This is a genomic window from Glycomyces mayteni (genome assembly GCF_042428885.1).
Taxonomy (GTDB): domain Bacteria; phylum Actinomycetota; class Actinomycetes; order Mycobacteriales; family Micromonosporaceae; genus Glycomyces; species Glycomyces mayteni.
Genome location: NZ_JBHMBP010000004.1, coordinates 1,120,692 through 1,135,602, shown reverse-complemented (window position 1 = coordinate 1,135,602; position 14,911 = coordinate 1,120,692). Strand labels below are relative to the sequence as shown.

Genomic DNA, 14,911 nt, shown 5'->3' with positions numbered 1-14,911 from the left:
CGGTCGTTAGATCCGTTGTGACGGTTACCGAGGCACTTGAGAGCTCCGAGAGCACCCACGGCGTGCGCGCGCGCGGGCGCGTCTACTCCATCAGTCCTCAGGGGACCAGGCCCTACAGCGGCCCACCGGCGTGGCAGCGCAAGTACTTCGCCGGGATCATCGCCTCGGACGTCACCGCGGGCATCCTCGGCGCGGGCCTGGCGTTCGGCGCCCGCTTCGGGCACCTCGACGGGCACACCCGCGTGTACGCGCTCGCGCTCATCGCCCTGCCCGCCGTGTGGCTCTTCGCGCTCGGGCTCTCGCGGGCCTTCGAGAAGCGGTACCTGTTCGTGGGCACCGAGGAGTACCAGCGCGTCGTGCACGCCGCCGTGGGCCTCACCGCCGTCGTCGCAATCGTCTCCTATGGACTCGAAGTGCCGACCTCGCGGGTGTTCGTGCTCATCGCGATCCCCACGGCCGCAGCGTTCTCCATCACCGCGCGCTTCGCGTGGCGCAAGTGGCTGCACCGGATGCGCCGCTCCGGCAGGTGCATGAAGCGGGTCGTCCTGGTCGGCCACGAGTCCTCCGTGGCCGCGCTCATCGTGCAGCTGCGGCGCGAGCACTACCACGGGCTCAACGTGGTCGCCGCCTGCCTGCCGACCGAGCGGCCCCGAGGGGCCCTGCTGGAGTTCAACACCCGCGTGCGCGGCAGCTTCCACCGGATCGCCGAGGCCGTCGCCGCCGAGCGCGCCGACACCGTCATCGTCCTGTCCTGCCCCGAGATCGACGGGCAGGCGCTGCGCCGCCTCGCGTGGAAGCTGGAGCGCAGCGAAGTCGACCTCATCGTCGCCTCCGCGCTCGTCGACGTCGCGGGCGACCGCACCACCGTGCGCCCCGTCGACGGCCTCCCGATGCTCCACCTCGACCACGCGCGCCTCACCGGCGTGCGCCGCGTCGCCAAGGACGCCGTGGACCGCCTCGGCGCCGCGTTCATGCTGCTCATGCTCTCGCCGCTGCTGCTGGGCGCCGCGTTCCTCATCCGATGTACCTCCCCGGGCCCGGCCCTGTTCAAGCAGGAGCGCATCGGCAAGGACGGGCAGCCGTTCACGATCTGGAAGTTCCGCACCATGTACACCGACGCGGAGCGGCGGCTCGCGGAGATCGCGCACCTCAACGAGTCCGACGGCGTGCTGTTCAAGATGAAGGACGACCCGCGCATCACCCCGATCGGGAAGTACCTGCGCCGCTTCTCGATCGACGAGTTCCCGCAGCTGGTGAACGTGCTCCGCGGCGACATGAGCCTGGTCGGGCCGCGCCCGCCGCTGGCCGTCGAGGTCGCCGCGTACGAGTCCGACATGCGCCGCCGTCTCGCCGTCAAGCCCGGCATGACCGGCCTGTGGCAGGTCTCGGGCCGCTCCGACCTGCCGTGGGAGGAGGCCGTGCGCCTCGACCTGCGGTACGTCGAGCACTGGACGCTCTCGCTCGACTTCGTGATCCTGCTGCGCACCGTGACCGCGATCCTGCGCCCGCAGGGCGCGTACTGACCGTTCCGCTCCGCTCTAGAAAGCCGCCCATGACTCCCGAATCGCGGGACACGATCGCTCAACATTTGGACGCGGAAGGGCCGCAGCGTAGACTGACCGGCATGCACGACGCCCCTGGCCCCGCGTCCGAGACCGGAGCCCCCACCGCCACGCCCGAGGCCGCGGACCCCGCCGACACGGCGCTGGCCGCGTCGCTGGCGACCGGTGCCGGGGAGCTGCTGCTGCGGATCAGGGACGAGCTCGGCTTCGGCGACGCCCGTGCGCTCAAGGCCGCGGGGGACCTGCGCGCCAACGACTTCCTGCTCGGCCGCGTCGGCGCCGAGCGCCCCGGCGACGCCGTGCTCTCCGAGGAGGGCAAGGGCGAGGCCGGTCGCGTCGGGACCGAGCGGCTCGGGGCCGACCGCGTGTGGATCATCGACCCGCTCGACGGCACCCGCGAGTACTCCGAGGAGGGCCGCGACGACTGGGCCGTCCACGTCGCCCTCTGGCAGCGCGGCCTCGGCCTCACCGCCGCCGCCGTCGCCCTCCCCGCGCAGGGCGTGACCTTGCGCACCGACGCGGTCTACGCCGTGCCCGCCGAGGCGCCCGCCAAGCCGCGCATCGCCGTCTCCCGCACCCGCCCGCCCGCGCAGGCGCTCGCCGCCGAGGCCGCGCTCGGGGCCGAGCTCGTGCCGATGGGCTCGGCCGGAGCCAAGGTCATGGCCGTGGTCGCCGGTACAGTCGACGCGTACGTCCACGCCGGCGGCCAGTTCGAGTGGGACTCCGCCGCGCCGGTCGCGGTGGCGCTGGCCTCGGGCTGGCACGCCTCGCGGATCGACGGCGCTCCGCTGCGGTACAACGAGGCCGACCCCTACCTTCCCGATCTGCTGGTCTGTCGCCCCGACCTGGCGGAGCCGCTGCTCCGCGCCGTCGAGGGACACTGACCGCACTGGTCCGCAAGGGCCGCAACGATGACCGACACCCCGTCCGGGGTCGAGCTGAGAGGAGCACTGCGCCGGTGAGCGACTATCGAATCAGCCATACCGCCGCGCTGGAGGCCGAGGCGATCTTCATCTTCCGTGAGGTCGCGGCCACCTGTCAGCGCCCCGTGCTGCTGTTCTCGGGCGGCAAGGACTCGATCGTCATGCTGCACCTGGCGCAGAAGGCGTTCGCGCCCGCGCCGATCCCGTTCCCGGTCATGCACGTCGACACCGGCCAGAACTTCGCGGAGGTCATCGACTACCGCGATCGCCGGGTCGCCGAGACCGGCGTCCAGCTCATCGTCGCGTCCGTCCAGGACGCCATCGACCGCGGCATGGTCACCGAGCCGCCGGACGGCACCCGCAACCGCATCCAGACGCCCGTGCTCCTGGAGGCCGCCGAGAAGTACCAGTTCGACGCCCTGTTCGGCGGGGCCCGCCGCGACGAGGAGAAGGCCCGCGCCAAGGAGCGCGTGTTCTCCTTCCGCGACGACTTCGGCCAGTGGGACCCCAAGAACCAGCGGCCCGAGCTGTGGGGCCTGTACAACGGGCGCGTCCACCCGGGCGAGCAGATCCGGGTGTTCCCGCTGTCGAACTGGACCGAGCTCGACGTGTGGCGCTACATCGGCTCCGAGTCGATCCCGCTGCCCGAGGTGTACTTCGCGTCCGAGCGGGAAGTGGTCGACCGCGGCGGGATGCTGTACGCGGTCAACGAGTTCATCCAGGTGCGCGAGGGCGAGTCGGTTTTCAAGGAGACCGTCCGCTACCGCACCGTGGGCGACGCGAACCTGACGGCCGGGGTCCGCTCCGAGGCGACGACGATCGAGGAGATCATCGCCGAGGTCGAGGTCACCCGCGTCACCGAGCGCGGCGCGACCCGCGGCGACGACAAGACCTCTGAAGCGGCCATGGAAGACCGCAAGCGGGAAGGGTACTTCTAGATGACGGACACGCTGACCTCGCGCGAGGACACGCACGAGCTGCTGCGCTTCGCCACGGCCGGTTCGGTCGACGACGGCAAGTCCACGCTCATCGGGCGCCTCCTGTTCGACTCGAAGTCGCTCTTCGACGACCAGTGGGACGCCGTGGAGGCCGTCTCCGCGGGCCGCGGCGACGAGTACACCGACCTGGCGCTGCTCACCGACGGGCTCCGCTCGGAGCGCGAGCAGGGCATCACCATCGACGTCGCGTACCGCTACTTCTCCACGCCCGAGCGGAAGTTCATCATCGCGGACACCCCCGGGCACATCCAGTACACGCGGAACATGGTCACCGGCGCCTCGACCGCCGACCTGGCGCTGATCCTCGTGGACGCCCGCAAGGGCCTGGTGGAGCAGTCGCGGCGGCACGCGTTCCTGTGCTCGCTGCTGCGCGTCCCGCACATGGTCCTGTGCGTCAACAAGATGGACCTCGTGGACTACGACGAGGCCGTGTTCAAGCGCATCGAGAACGAGTTCAAGGCGTTCGCAACGAAGCTCGAAGTCCCCGACCTGACGGTGGTCCCGATCTCGGCCCTCAAGGGCGACAACGTGGTCCACCGGTCCGAGAACATGCCGTGGTTCCAGGGCCCGAGCCTGCTCCACCACCTGGAGAAGGTCCACATCGCCTCGGACCGCAACCTCGTGGACGTGCGCTTCCCGGTCCAGCACGTGATCCGGCCGCATTCGAGCGACAACCACGACTACCGCGGCTACGCGGGCCAGATCGCCTCCGGGGTCATGAAGCCCGGCGACGAGGTCATGGTGCTGCCCAGCGGGTTCACCTCGCGCATCGCGTCGATCGAGACCGCCGACGGCCCCTTGGACGAGGCGTTCCCGCCGCTGTCGGTCACCGTGCGGCTGGAGGACGAGCTCGACGTCTCCCGCGGCGACATGCTCTGCCGCCCCGGCAACCAGCCGCGCGTCTCCCAGGACATCGAGGCGATGGTCTGCTGGATGGACGAGGCCCGGCCGCTGCGCCTGCGCGGCAAGTACGCGATCAAGCACACGACCGCGGACGCGCGCGCCGTCGTCAAGGACGTGCAGTACCAGCTCGACGTCAACACGCTCCACCGCGACGAGTCGGCGAACGAGCTGCGGCTCAACGAGATCGGGCGCGTCACGCTCCGCACCACGAAGCCGCTCCTGTGCGACGACTACCGCCGCAACCGCTCCACCGGCGGCTTCATCATCATCGACGAGTCCGACAACCGCACCGTCGGCGCGGGCATCATCGTCTGAGCAGTGCAACGAGAGGGGGCCCGGACCGTTTCGGTCCGGGCCCCCTGTCAGGTCTCCTCCCACGCCTTCTTGACCCTGACGGGCGCCTTGGCGTACCAGGCGTCCTCTATCAGCTCGGTGAGCCGGGGCTCGTCGATGCGGTCCAGGTCGACGAGGATCATGGCGTAGCCGTCGTAGTGCTTGGTCGTGTAGAAGGCCGGATCGCCGGAGGCGAGGAGGGCGGCCTTCTCGCTCGGGTCGCAGACGATGGCGAGGCCGCCCTCGGCCTCGGTGCGCAGGCGTGCGAAGAAGCGGCCCTTCACTTTCAACGAGGGCGTCTGCCAGCTGGTGGTCTCTTCGACCTCGGGGTAGCGCATCGCGATCTCGACCACGTCGTCCCAGGTAGCCATATGTCCATGTTCCCGCAAGGGTGCGACATTTTCAGGCCCTCAGGGGTTGATCCAGTTGCCGATCGTGATGAGGCTCGCGGCGGAGGCGCCGAGGACGGCGGTGGCGACGACGGCCGCGGCGAGGAGCCGCAGGGGCGTCTGGGTCCAGTCGGGGCCGATCTGGTGGCGCATCGCGGGCATCGACCCGGTGCCCGGCTCGGGCTGCGGGGACTCGTACGCCTCGGGGATCTCCTCCGGCTTGGGCCGCATGAAGGCCGAGGTGGGGAGGAGCTGCGTGTCGTCGGAGCGGACGCCGCCGTCGACGCGCACGTGGTCGACCTGGACGGTGACGGGCCCGACCGCGCCGCGCAGGCCGTCGCCGACCCGCGCGAACTGCGTCGTGTCGTCGGCGCGGGGCCGCGAGGGCTCCATGCGCGGCTGCGAGGTCTCCCAGGAGTACCGGAACCGGTTGGACTGCATCTGGGGCTGCGAGCCTTCGCGTCCGGCCCGCGGGACGGACCAGCCGCCCGCGACCGGCTCCTCGCGCGGCGCGGAGGGCTCGAAGCGGCCGTGGTCGTCGGGGCGCTCCCAGGAGTAGCGCGGCCGGGACGGCTCGCGCGTGTGGGGGAGCGGGCCGGAGACGGTGTCGACCTGCACGGTCTTGAGCTCGTCGGTGCCGCGGCCGTCCCCGACCCGGGGCAGCTCCCCGGTGGTCGGGTGCGCCGGGTCGCCGTATCGCGGTCCCCAGTTGTCGCTCACGGCGGACTCCCTAGTTCTCGACGGTCGAGAGGATCCGGTCGCGGTGGCCTGCGAGGTTCTCGATCTCGGCCTGCTGCACCGTGATCGTGCGCTGCGCCGCGTCCACGACCAGCTCGTCGTCGGTGAGGTCCAGCGCGGCCTTCGCCATGTCGACGCCGCCGATGTGGTGGTCGATCATCAGGTTCGCGAACATGACGTCGGCGTCGGTCCCCGTGGTGGACTTGAACTCCGCGAGCTCCTCGTCGGTCGCCATGCCGGGCATGAGCCCGCCGGCCTCCTGCGAGTCGTGGGCGTGCTCCTCGCCCGCCCACGCCATCGGCTCGCCGGTGGACAGCTGCACGCCCCACTGGCGCAGCCAGGAGCGGTACATGCCCATCTCGGCGCTCTGGGAGGTGGCGATGTCGTACGCGACGATCTTCATCGTCTCGTCGGAGCCGTTCTGCCACTCGTACATCGCCATGTCGACGGCCTGCTGGTGATGCGTGATCATGTCGCGCGCGAACCCGGCCTCGACCGAGTCGTTGCCGGGCGAGGACGTGCCGACCACGTAGCCGACCGCCCCGCCCGCGGCCAGCATGAGCACGGCGGTGACCGCGATCAGCAGTGCGGGCCTGCGCCACAAGCCGCTCATTCGTCCTCCTTCGGCGGGCGCCCTCGCGGAGCGCCCGCGCCCTCGTCATGCCTAACGAGCGTCGGCCCGAAAGGTTCGCCGCCCTCACCCGCGCTACATCTGGCCGGCGTCCTCGACCGTGGTCGAGACCCCGCCGGTGCAGGTCGCGTTCGCCTCGGCCGTGTTGTCGGCGTTCTGGACGTAGTAGTCCAGGAACTCGTCGATCTTCGGGTCGTTCAGGTCGTCCGTCTTGTACTGGACGCCCCACGCCTGGATCGAGACCTCCGTGCCGAGCTCGGGGTAGGGGCTCATGAGGGAGTAGTCGCGGCCGTTGATCTTCCCGGCGAGCTGCGCGATGCCGTCGCCGTCGACCAGGGCCGGGTCGTAGGTGAGCCACACGGCGCCGTGCTCCAGGGAGTGGACCGCGTTGCCGTCGACGATCGCGGCCGCGTACACCGAGCCGGTGCAGGTCTGCCACGCGCCGAGGTGGTTGCCGCCCGAAGGCGGGGTGGTCTCGTACTCGACGGCGTCGTTCGCGGTGTCCTCGTCGCCGTCGACGTGGGTCTGCTGGACCACCCACGGGTGCTCCAGGTCGTCCTCGGTGACGTCGCCGTCCCGGACGGCCGCGGAGACCTCCGAGTAGTTCGCGTACTCGCCGTAGTAGTCGGTGACGCCTTCCGGCGGCTGGCTCCGGTCCCACACGACGAACACGGCGGCCCCGATCAGGCCGAGCGCGACGACGCCGACGCCGCCGAACGTGAAGATCATGCCCCACGGCTTCGGCTGCTTCACCTGGACCGCGCGGCCCTTGCGGGCGGGCCCGGACTTCGCGTCCTTCTTCGCGGAGGAGGTGTCGAAGGCGCTCTTGCCGGAGCTCTTGGCGGGGGTCTTCCCGGCGCCCTTGGCCGGGGTCTTCCCCGCGGCCTTGGCCTTGGGCGAGCCCTTGGCCTCGGCCGACTCCTTCACCGGAGTCTCCTCGGATTCCTTGTCGGTGCCTTTGCCTTTGCCAGTGCTGCCCTTGCCGGCGCTCTTGGTGGCGGATTGCTTCTTGGTAGCCATATCGCGGGGCGTGCCTCTATCGTCGACGACAGGTTGAGCCAGCGGCACCGGGGGAGGGCCCGGCATGAACACCACTCGCGTACGCCACCTTACCTGGTCGGGCCGCGACACTTCCTTAGAGCGCGCGGCTTTCGTGCGCGGCCCGTCCCGGCCCCGCTACGACTCGACCGTCGTGCTCACGCCCCCCGCGCAGGTCGCCATCGCCTCCGGGTTGAACCGCTCGTTGAGGATGAACTCGTCCAGGTACGCCTCGATCGCCGGATCGGCCGGGTCCTCGGTCTGGTACCGGTTCCCCCACGACTGGAGCGACACCGCCGGGCCCTGCCCCGGGTACGGGCTCATCAGCGAGTAGTCGCGGCCCTGCACCAGCAGCGCCAGCGCGTCCACCGCCTCCGGCGCGACCAGTTCCGGGTCGTACGTCAGCCACACCGCCCCGTGCTCCAGGGAGTGGACCGCGTTCCCGTCGACCAGCGGCGCGTCGTACACCGAGCCCGTGCACGTCTGCCACGCCGACAGGTGGTTCCCGCCCGCCGGGGGCACCAGGTCGTACACCGGCGGCTGCCCGTCCCAGTCCGTCGCGATGTCCACGTGGTCCTGCTGCGCCACGAACGGGTACTCCAGGTCCTCGGCGGTGACGTCCCCGGCCTGGATCGCGGCCATCACGGTCGTGTAGTCGCCGTACTCCCCGTAGAACGACTCCACGCCCTCGATGTCGACGCCCTGCGCGTCGTCCTGGGAGGTCTGGTCGGCCGCGGCCCCGCCGTCGTCCCCCGAGTCCGCGGCCGGGGAGCAGGCCGCGAGGGCCGCCAGGGCGAGGAGGGGGGCGATCGCGGTCCAGCGGGTGCGAAGCGTGCGCATGTTCGGGAGCCTTCCGTCGGAGTTGCTGCTCCACAACCTACCGGTGCAGGCCACACGCGCCTTTATCACTCGCAGGCGCCCGAGCCGGGAGTCTACGATTACCGGGTGACTCCTGAGACGCTCGCAGAGAAAGTGCTGTCCGCTACGCGCGATGCCTTCGAGGCCCTCGGCCTCGACGCCGCCGTACTGCCCGCCGCGACGGCGGTGGAGCGACCCAGGGACCCCAAGCACGGCGACTACGCCTCCAACATCGCCCTCCAGACCGCGAAGAAGGCCGGGACCAACCCGCGCGCGCTCGCCGAGAAGATCGCCGAGAACCTGACGAGCACCGACGGCGTCGCCAAGGTCGACATCGCCGGGCCCGGGTTCCTCAACATCACCCTCGACGCGGCCGCCGCCGGCGAGATCGCCGGGACGATCGTCGCCGCCGGGCCCTCCTTCGGCGACAACGACTCCATGGCCGGGCACAACGTCAACCTGGAGTTCGTGTCCGCGAACCCGACCGGGCCCGTGCACATCGGCGCCGTCCGCTGGGCCGCCGTCGGCGACGCCCTCGCCCGCGTCATGCGCGCCTCCGGCGCGAAGGTCACCTCCGAGTACTACTTCAACGACGCCGGCTCCCAGATCGACAACTTCTCCGCGTCGCTGCTCGCCTCCGCGAAGGGCGAGCCGACCCCCGAGAACGGCTACGGCGGCGCCTACATCGCCGACATCGCCGCCGAGGTGCTCAAGCGGCGCCCCGACGCGCTCGACGCCGCCGACCCGCAGGAGGTCTTCCGGGAGGTCGGCGTGGACCTCATGTTCGCCGAGATCAAGAGCGACCTCGAAGCGTTCGGCACCCACTTCGACGTGTTCTTCAACGAGAAGGACCTCCACGACAAGGGCGAGCTCGACGCCGCCGTCGAACGCCTCGACAAGCAGGGCCACATCTACGAGGCCGACGGCGCGATCTGGCTGCGCACCACCACCTTCGGCGACGACAAGGACCGGCCGCTGAAGAAGTCCAACGGCGAGTGGACCTACTTCGCCGCCGACTGCGCGTACTACCTCGACAAGCGCGAGCGCGGCTTCGACAAGCTCGTGTTCATGCTCGGCGCCGACCACCACGGCTACATCGGCCGCATGCAGGCCATGAGCCGCGCCTTCGGCGACGAGCCGGGCACCATGGAGATCCTCATCGGCCAGCTGGTGAACCTCCTGCGCGACGGCAAGCCCCTGCGGATGTCCAAGCGGGCGGGCACGGTCCTGGGTCTGGACGACATCGTCGGGGCCATCGGCGTGGACGCCTCGCGGTACGCGCTGGCGCGCTACTCCGCGGACTCCTCGATCGACCTCGACATCGACCTGTGGACCAAGCACTCCAGCGACAACCCGGTCTACTACGTGCAGTACGCGCACGCCCGGATCGCCGGGGTCCTGCGCAACGCCGCCGACCGCGGCGTGGACAAGGGCGAGGCGTACGACGCGTCGGTGCTCGTCCACGAGCGCGAGTCGGACCTGCTCAAGGCCCTCGCCGAGTTCCCGTCGGTGGTCGCCACCGCCGCGGAGCTGCGCGAGCCGCACCGCGTCGCCCGGTACGCCGAGGAGCTCGCCGGGGCCTACCACCGGTTCCAGCACGACTGCCGGGTCCTGCCGGTCGGCGACGAGGAGCCCACGGACCTCAACCGCGCGCGGCTGTGGGTCGTGGACGCCACCCGGACCGTCCTCGCCAACGCGCTCGCGCTGCTCGGCGTCTCGGCCCCGGAGCGGATGTAATGCGCATGCACGAGGCCGGTGCGCTGCACGGCGACTTCGACTCGCTGCGCCCGTCGTGGCTCGGCGTGCCCGAGGACGTGAACACGATCCTCCCGCAGCTGTGGGCGAAGAACGTCGAGCGCGCCGAGGACGGCGTCCTGCACGTCGGCGGCGTCTCGGCGGAGAAGCTCGCGGCCGAGTTCGGCACGCCCGCGTACGTGTTCGACGAGGACGACTTCCGGGCCCGCTGCCGGGCCTGGACCGAGGCGTTCGCCGACGCCGACGTGTTCTACGCGTCGAAGGCGTTCTGCTCCAAGGCCGTGCTCCGCGCCGCCGCCGAAGAGGGCCTGTTCGTGGACGTGTGCACCGCGGGCGAGCTCGCGGTGGCCCTCGCGGCCGGGCTCGACCCGGCCCGGCTGGGCCTGCACGGGAACAACAAGTCCCTCGCCGAGCTGCACCAGGCCGTGGAGATCGGGGTGGGCCGGATCGTGGCCGACTCGTTCCAGGAGATCGAGCGGCTCGAAGCGATCGCGGAGGAGCTGGGGAAGCGCCCGAACGTGATGGTCCGCGTGAACGTGGGCGTCGAGGCGCACACGCACGAGTTCATCGCGACCGCGCACGAGGACCAGAAGTTCGGGTTCTCGCTGGCCGACGGCGTCGCCTACGAGGCCGCGCGCCGCGTCGTCGCCGCCGAGCACCTGCACCTGCTGGGCCTGCACTCGCACATCGGGTCGCAGATCTTCGACACCGCCGCGTTCGAGGTCTCGGCCGCGCGCGTGGCCCGCCTCCAGGCGAAGCTCCAGGCCGACTTCGGGATCACGCTCGACGAGCTGGACCTCGGCGGCGGCTTCGGCATGGCCTACACGACGCAGGACGACCCGCAGCCGCCCGCCGACATCGCCTCGTCGCTGCGCAAGATCGTGGCCGACGAGTGCGCCGCGGCCGGGATCGGCGTCCCGCGCCTGTCGATTGAGCCGGGCCGCAGCCTCATCGGGCCCTCGATGTTCACCCTCTACGAGGTGGGCACCGTCAAGCCCGTGACGCTCTCGGCGGGCGCCTCGCGCCTGTACGTCTCGGTCGACGGCGGCATCTCCGACAACATCCGGACCGCGCTGTACGACGCCACCTACTCGGCGACGCTCGCCTCGCGTTCGTCCACCGCCACACCGGCGCTCGCCCGCGTTGTGGGAAAGCATTGCGAATCCGGCGACATTGTTGTTAAAGATGAATTCCTGCCGGCCGACGTGAAGCCGGGAGACCTGCTCGCGGTCCCTGGAACCGGCGCCTACTGCCGCTCCATGGGCTCGAACTACAACCACGTGCCGCGTCCGCCGGTCGTGGCCGTCCGCGACGGCCAGGCCCGGGTGATCCTGGCACGCGAGACCGTCGACGACCTCTTGCGTCTCGACGTCGGCTAGACCGGCCGCGCCCGCGCGTCCGGCTGAACCCACAGAAAGAGGACACCAGCGATGAAACTCGCGCTACTCGGATGCGGCAACGTCGGCAGTGAAGTCGTGCGCCTCATGCGAACGCGCGGGGAGGAGCTGGCGGCCCGGGTGGGGGAGCCGGTCGAGATCGTCGGCATCGCCGTGCGCCGCCTCGACCGCGACCGCTCGCACCTGCCGGTGCCCAAGGAGATGTTCACCAACGACGCGCTGGGCCTGGTCAAGCGCGAGGACGTGGACATCGTCGTGGAGGTCGCCGGGGGCATCGAGCCCGCGCGCACCTGGATCACCACCGCCCTCGGCGAGGGCAAGTCCGTGGTGACCGCGAACAAGGCCCTCCTCGCCGAGGACGGCCCGGCGCTGTCGGCCGCCGCGAAGGCGGGCGGCGCGGACCTGTACTACGAGGCCGCCGCCGCGGCCGCGATCCCGCTCATGCGCCCGCTGCGCGAGTCGCTGCACGGCGACACGATCAACCGGGTCCTCGGGATCGTCAACGGGACCACGAACTACATCCTCAGCAGCATGTCGCAGACCGGCGCCGCGTTTGAGGAGGCCCTCGGCGAGGCCACCGAGCTCGGGTACGCCGAGGCGGACCCGACCGCCGACGTCGACAACTACGACGCCGCCGCGAAGGCCGCGCTCATCGCCTCGCTCGCGTTCCACACCCACATCGACCTCGGCGACGTCTACCGGGAGGGCATCCGCGACGTCTCCGCCGCCGACATCGCGTCGGCCGCCGCCGAAGGGCGCGTCGTCAAGCCGCTGTGCATCGCCACCCGGGAGGCCGACGGCGTGTCCGTGCGCGTCCACCCGGCGATGATCCCCCGCAACCACCCGCTCGCGAACGTCAACGGCGCGTACAACGCCGTGTTCGTCGAGGCCGAGTCCGCAGGCCGCCTCATGTTCTACGGAGCGGGAGCGGGCGGCACCGAGACCGCCTCGGCCGTGCTCGGCGATATCGTGGCCGTGGCGCGCAACAAGCGCGGCGGGATCACCGCGTTCCCGCCCGAGGCCGCCTACCAGGACCTGCCGGTGAAACCCATCGGCGAGGCCCGCACCCGCTACCACGTCAGCCTCGACGTGGTGGACGAGCCCGGCGTGCTCGCCCGCGTGGCGGCCACCTTCGCCCACCACGGCGTCAGCCTCGCCACCGTCCACCAGTCCGGCCGCGGCGACGACGCCCAGCTGGTGGTGGTCACCCACACGGCCGCCGACAAGCAGTTGTCGGACACCGTTGACGAACTGTCGCAGCTGACGTCGGTGCACCAGGTCACCAGCGTCATGCGCGTCGAAGGAGAATAGGGACGAAATGTCCGGCTCTGCTGCTATGCGCCCGGGGTGGCGCGGCCTGATCGAGGAGTTCAGGGACCGCCTCCCCGTCACCGGGGACACCCCCGTGGTAACCCTCCAGGAGGGCGGCACGCCGCTGCTCCCCGCGCCCGTCCTGTCCGCGAAGACCGGCTGCGACGTGTACCTCAAGATCGAGGGCCTCAACCCGACCGGGTCCTTCAAGGACCGCGGCATGACCCTCGCGGTCTCCAAGGCCGTCGAGGACGGCTCCAAGGCCGTCATCTGCGCCTCCACCGGCAACACGTCCGCGTCCGCCGCGGCCTACGCCGCCCGCGCCGGGATCACCTGCGCGGTGCTCATCCCCGCCGGGAAGATCGCCCTCGGCAAGCTCGCCCAGGCCCTCGTCCACGGCGCCAAGGTCCTCCAGGTCGACGGGAACTTCGACGACTGCCTGTCCATCGCCGACAAGCTCGCCGTCGAGTACCCCGTCACGCTCGTCAACCACCTGAACTACAACCGCATCCTCGGGCAGAAGACCGCCGCGTACGAGGTCGTGCAGGTCCTCGGCGACGCCCCCGACATCCACTGCCTCCCGGTCGGCAACGCGGGCAACATCACCGCCTACTGGCTCGGGTACAACGAGGACCACGCCGCCGGGACCTCCACGAAGCTCCCGAGGATGCTCGGCGTCCAGGCCGCCGGGTCCGCGCCGATCGTCGACGGCCGCGTCGTGGAGCACCCGCAGACCATCGCCACCGCGATCCGCATCGGCAACCCCGCGTCGTGGACCAAGGCCCTCGACGCCAAGGCCGAGTCGAACGGCGACATCATCGCCGCCACCGACCGCGAGATCCACGCCGCGTACATGCTCCTGGCCCGCTCCGAAGGCGTCTTCGTCGAACTCGCCTCCGCGGCCTCGGTCGCGGGCCTGCTCAAGCAGGCCGCCGCGGGCTGGCTCGCACCCGGCCAGACCGTCGTCTGCACCGTCACCGGCAACGGCCTCAAGGACCCCGACTGGGCCGTCTCCACCGCGCCGCAGCCGCAGACCGTCCCCGTGGACGTGCTGCAGACGGCCACGGCGCTGGGACTCTAATTGGGCGCCTTCAACACCGGGCCGCGGGCGACCGTCCGCGTCCCGGCCACCTCAGCGAACCTCGGGCCCGGCTTCGACTCGCTCGGCCTCGCCCTCGACCTGTGGGACGAGGTCACCGCCGAGGCCACCAGCGGCACGAAGATCACCGTGGAGGTCGAAGGCGAGGGCGCGGGCACCGTCCCGAGCGACGAACGACACCTCGTCGCCTCCGCGATGCTCCGCACGTTCGCCTCGCTCGACCTCACGCCGCCGGGCCTGGACCTCAAGTGCCGCAACAGCATTCCGCACGCCCGCGGCCTCGGGTCCTCCTCCGCGGCGATCGTCGCGGGCATCATGCTCGCCGACGCGCTGGCCGGGGCCGGGCTCACCCGCGCCGAGAAGCTGAAGCTCGCGAGCGAGATCGAGGGCCACCCCGACAACGTGGCCCCCTGCCTCCTCGGCGGGTTCACCATCGCCTACTCCACAGAGGACGGAGCGCGGGCCGTCGCCCTCGACCCGTCCCCGCGCCTGCACCCGTGGGTCTACATCCCGCGGTCGAAGGGCCTGACCTCGGTCGCCCGCGCGGCGCTCCCGGAGAAGGTCGCGTACGCCGACGCGGTGTTCAACCTCTCGCGTTCGGCGCTGCTCGTGGCCGCGGTGACGGTGCGTCCCTCGCGCCTCTTCGAGGCCACCGACGACCGCCTCCACCAGCGGTTCCGTGCCGCGGGAATGCCGGAGAGCGCGGCGTTGTTGGAACAGCTGCGCACCACCGGGACCGCCGCGGCGATCTCGGGCGCAGGGCCGACCGTGCTCGCCCTGGCGGTGGACGGCGCACCCGTCCCCGAGGCCCCCGAAGGCTTCGAGGCGAGGCGCCTGGACGTCGCCGGCGGGGCAGTGCAGGTCGCACCCGTCCCCAGCGAATGATCCTCGGGTCCGTTGTTGGGAATGGCAAAGGTGCGCTACTATTCCAGTTAGACGACCACCCGGTGTCGTGACTGCTCGAAGCCTTGCTTAT

General features: G+C 71.1%; 14 protein-coding genes. 9 read left to right on the top strand and 5 right to left on the bottom strand.

Translation table 11 applies throughout. The features are described 5' to 3' along the window. Positions 1 to 17: 17 nt before the first annotated feature. The 4 genes from ACFFXY_RS20535 to ACFFXY_RS20520 all read left to right on the top strand — a co-directional run bounded on the left by ACFFXY_RS20535 (position 18) and on the right by ACFFXY_RS20520 (position 4,701). Positions 18 to 1,523 carry a sugar transferase gene (locus ACFFXY_RS20535; protein ID WP_382354877.1) on the top strand — a complete coding sequence of 502 codons (1,506 nt, stop codon included), beginning with the start codon at positions 18 to 20 and terminating at the stop codon, positions 1,521 to 1,523. A 101-nt stretch (positions 1,524 to 1,624) separates the two neighbouring features. Continuing rightward, complete coding sequence (locus tag ACFFXY_RS20530; RefSeq protein WP_382354874.1) at positions 1,625 to 2,446, top strand: 3'(2'),5'-bisphosphate nucleotidase CysQ; 822 nt, start codon at positions 1,625 to 1,627, stop codon at positions 2,444 to 2,446. Between the two features lie 74 nt (positions 2,447 to 2,520). Further along, complete coding sequence (cysD, locus tag ACFFXY_RS20525) at positions 2,521 to 3,423, top strand: sulfate adenylyltransferase subunit CysD (protein ID WP_382354871.1); 903 nt, start codon at positions 2,521 to 2,523, stop codon at positions 3,421 to 3,423. Next, a complete protein-coding gene (locus ACFFXY_RS20520) occupies positions 3,424 to 4,701 on the top strand; it encodes a sulfate adenylyltransferase subunit 1 (protein ID WP_382354868.1) in 1,278 nt (425 codons plus the stop codon). 47 nt (positions 4,702 to 4,748) lie between these two features. Here the strand turns inward: ACFFXY_RS20520 and ACFFXY_RS20515 are convergent, their stop codons facing one another. The 5 genes from ACFFXY_RS20515 to ACFFXY_RS20495 form a co-directional block, all read right to left on the bottom strand. Beyond that, a complete protein-coding gene (locus tag ACFFXY_RS20515) occupies positions 4,749 to 5,090 on the bottom strand; it encodes an MmcQ/YjbR family DNA-binding protein (RefSeq protein WP_382354866.1) in 342 nt (113 codons plus the stop codon). Positions 5,091 to 5,129: 39 nt separating this feature from the next. Beyond that, positions 5,130 to 5,828, bottom strand: a complete 699-nt coding sequence (locus ACFFXY_RS20510; RefSeq protein ID WP_382354863.1) for a hypothetical protein — start codon at positions 5,826 to 5,828, stop codon at positions 5,130 to 5,132. A gap of 10 nt (positions 5,829 to 5,838) precedes the next feature. Further along, on the bottom strand, positions 5,839 to 6,459 hold the full coding sequence (locus ACFFXY_RS20505; protein ID WP_382354860.1) for a DUF305 domain-containing protein: 621 nt from the start codon (positions 6,457 to 6,459) through the stop codon (positions 5,839 to 5,841). A gap of 93 nt (positions 6,460 to 6,552) precedes the next feature. Beyond that, entirely contained in the window at positions 6,553 to 7,404 is an 852-nt protein-coding gene (locus ACFFXY_RS20500; protein WP_382354858.1) for a thioredoxin-like domain-containing protein, read from the bottom strand. A 249-nt stretch (positions 7,405 to 7,653) separates the two neighbouring features. Beyond that, on the bottom strand, positions 7,654 to 8,355 hold the full coding sequence (locus ACFFXY_RS20495) for a thioredoxin-like domain-containing protein (protein ID WP_382354855.1): 702 nt from the start codon (positions 8,353 to 8,355) through the stop codon (positions 7,654 to 7,656). Between the two features lie 105 nt (positions 8,356 to 8,460). Here ACFFXY_RS20495 and argS point away from each other — a divergent pair, with 105 nt between their 5' ends. The 5 genes from argS to thrB are packed head-to-tail and all read left to right on the top strand — an operon-like array spanning position 8,461 to position 14,820. Beyond that, positions 8,461 to 10,110, top strand: a complete 1,650-nt coding sequence (argS, locus tag ACFFXY_RS20490) for an arginine--tRNA ligase (protein WP_382354852.1) — start codon at positions 8,461 to 8,463, stop codon at positions 10,108 to 10,110. Continuing rightward, positions 10,110 to 11,507 (top strand): diaminopimelate decarboxylase, encoded by a 1,398-nt coding sequence (gene lysA, locus ACFFXY_RS20485; RefSeq protein WP_382354849.1) that lies wholly within the window; start codon positions 10,110 to 10,112, stop codon positions 11,505 to 11,507. Before argS ends, lysA begins: the two co-directional genes overlap by 1 nt. A gap of 51 nt (positions 11,508 to 11,558) precedes the next feature. Beyond that, positions 11,559 to 12,836, top strand: a complete 1,278-nt coding sequence (locus ACFFXY_RS20480) for a homoserine dehydrogenase (protein WP_382354846.1) — start codon at positions 11,559 to 11,561, stop codon at positions 12,834 to 12,836. A gap of 7 nt (positions 12,837 to 12,843) precedes the next feature. Next, the gene (gene thrC / locus ACFFXY_RS20475; RefSeq protein WP_382354843.1) at positions 12,844 to 13,917 is read left to right on the top strand and encodes a threonine synthase; all 1,074 of its coding nucleotides are present in this window, start codon (positions 12,844 to 12,846) and stop codon (positions 13,915 to 13,917) included. After that, the gene (gene thrB, locus ACFFXY_RS20470; protein ID WP_382354841.1) at positions 13,918 to 14,820 is read left to right on the top strand and encodes a homoserine kinase; all 903 of its coding nucleotides are present in this window, start codon (positions 13,918 to 13,920) and stop codon (positions 14,818 to 14,820) included. The last annotated feature ends 91 nt before the right edge of the window (positions 14,821 to 14,911 follow it).

Excerpts from the sequence above, each read along its gene's own strand:
- ACFFXY_RS20530 (WP_382354874.1), top strand. The coding sequence starts at position 1,625 with ATGCACGACGCCCCTGGCCCCGCGTCCGAGACCGGAGCCCCCACCGCC.
- ACFFXY_RS20520 (WP_382354868.1), top strand. The coding sequence starts at position 3,424 with ATGACGGACACGCTGACCTCGCGCGAGGACACGCACGAGCTGCTGCGC.
- ACFFXY_RS20515 (WP_382354866.1), bottom strand. The coding sequence starts at position 5,090 with ATGGCTACCTGGGACGACGTGGTCGAGATCGCGATGCGCTACCCCGAG.
- ACFFXY_RS20505 (WP_382354860.1), bottom strand. The coding sequence starts at position 6,459 with ATGAGCGGCTTGTGGCGCAGGCCCGCACTGCTGATCGCGGTCACCGCC.
- ACFFXY_RS20495 (WP_382354855.1), bottom strand. The coding sequence starts at position 8,355 with ATGCGCACGCTTCGCACCCGCTGGACCGCGATCGCCCCCCTCCTCGCC.
- lysA (WP_382354849.1), top strand. The coding sequence starts at position 10,110 with ATGCGCATGCACGAGGCCGGTGCGCTGCACGGCGACTTCGACTCGCTG.
- ACFFXY_RS20480 (WP_382354846.1), top strand. The coding sequence starts at position 11,559 with ATGAAACTCGCGCTACTCGGATGCGGCAACGTCGGCAGTGAAGTCGTG.
- thrC (WP_382354843.1), top strand. The coding sequence starts at position 12,844 with ATGTCCGGCTCTGCTGCTATGCGCCCGGGGTGGCGCGGCCTGATCGAG.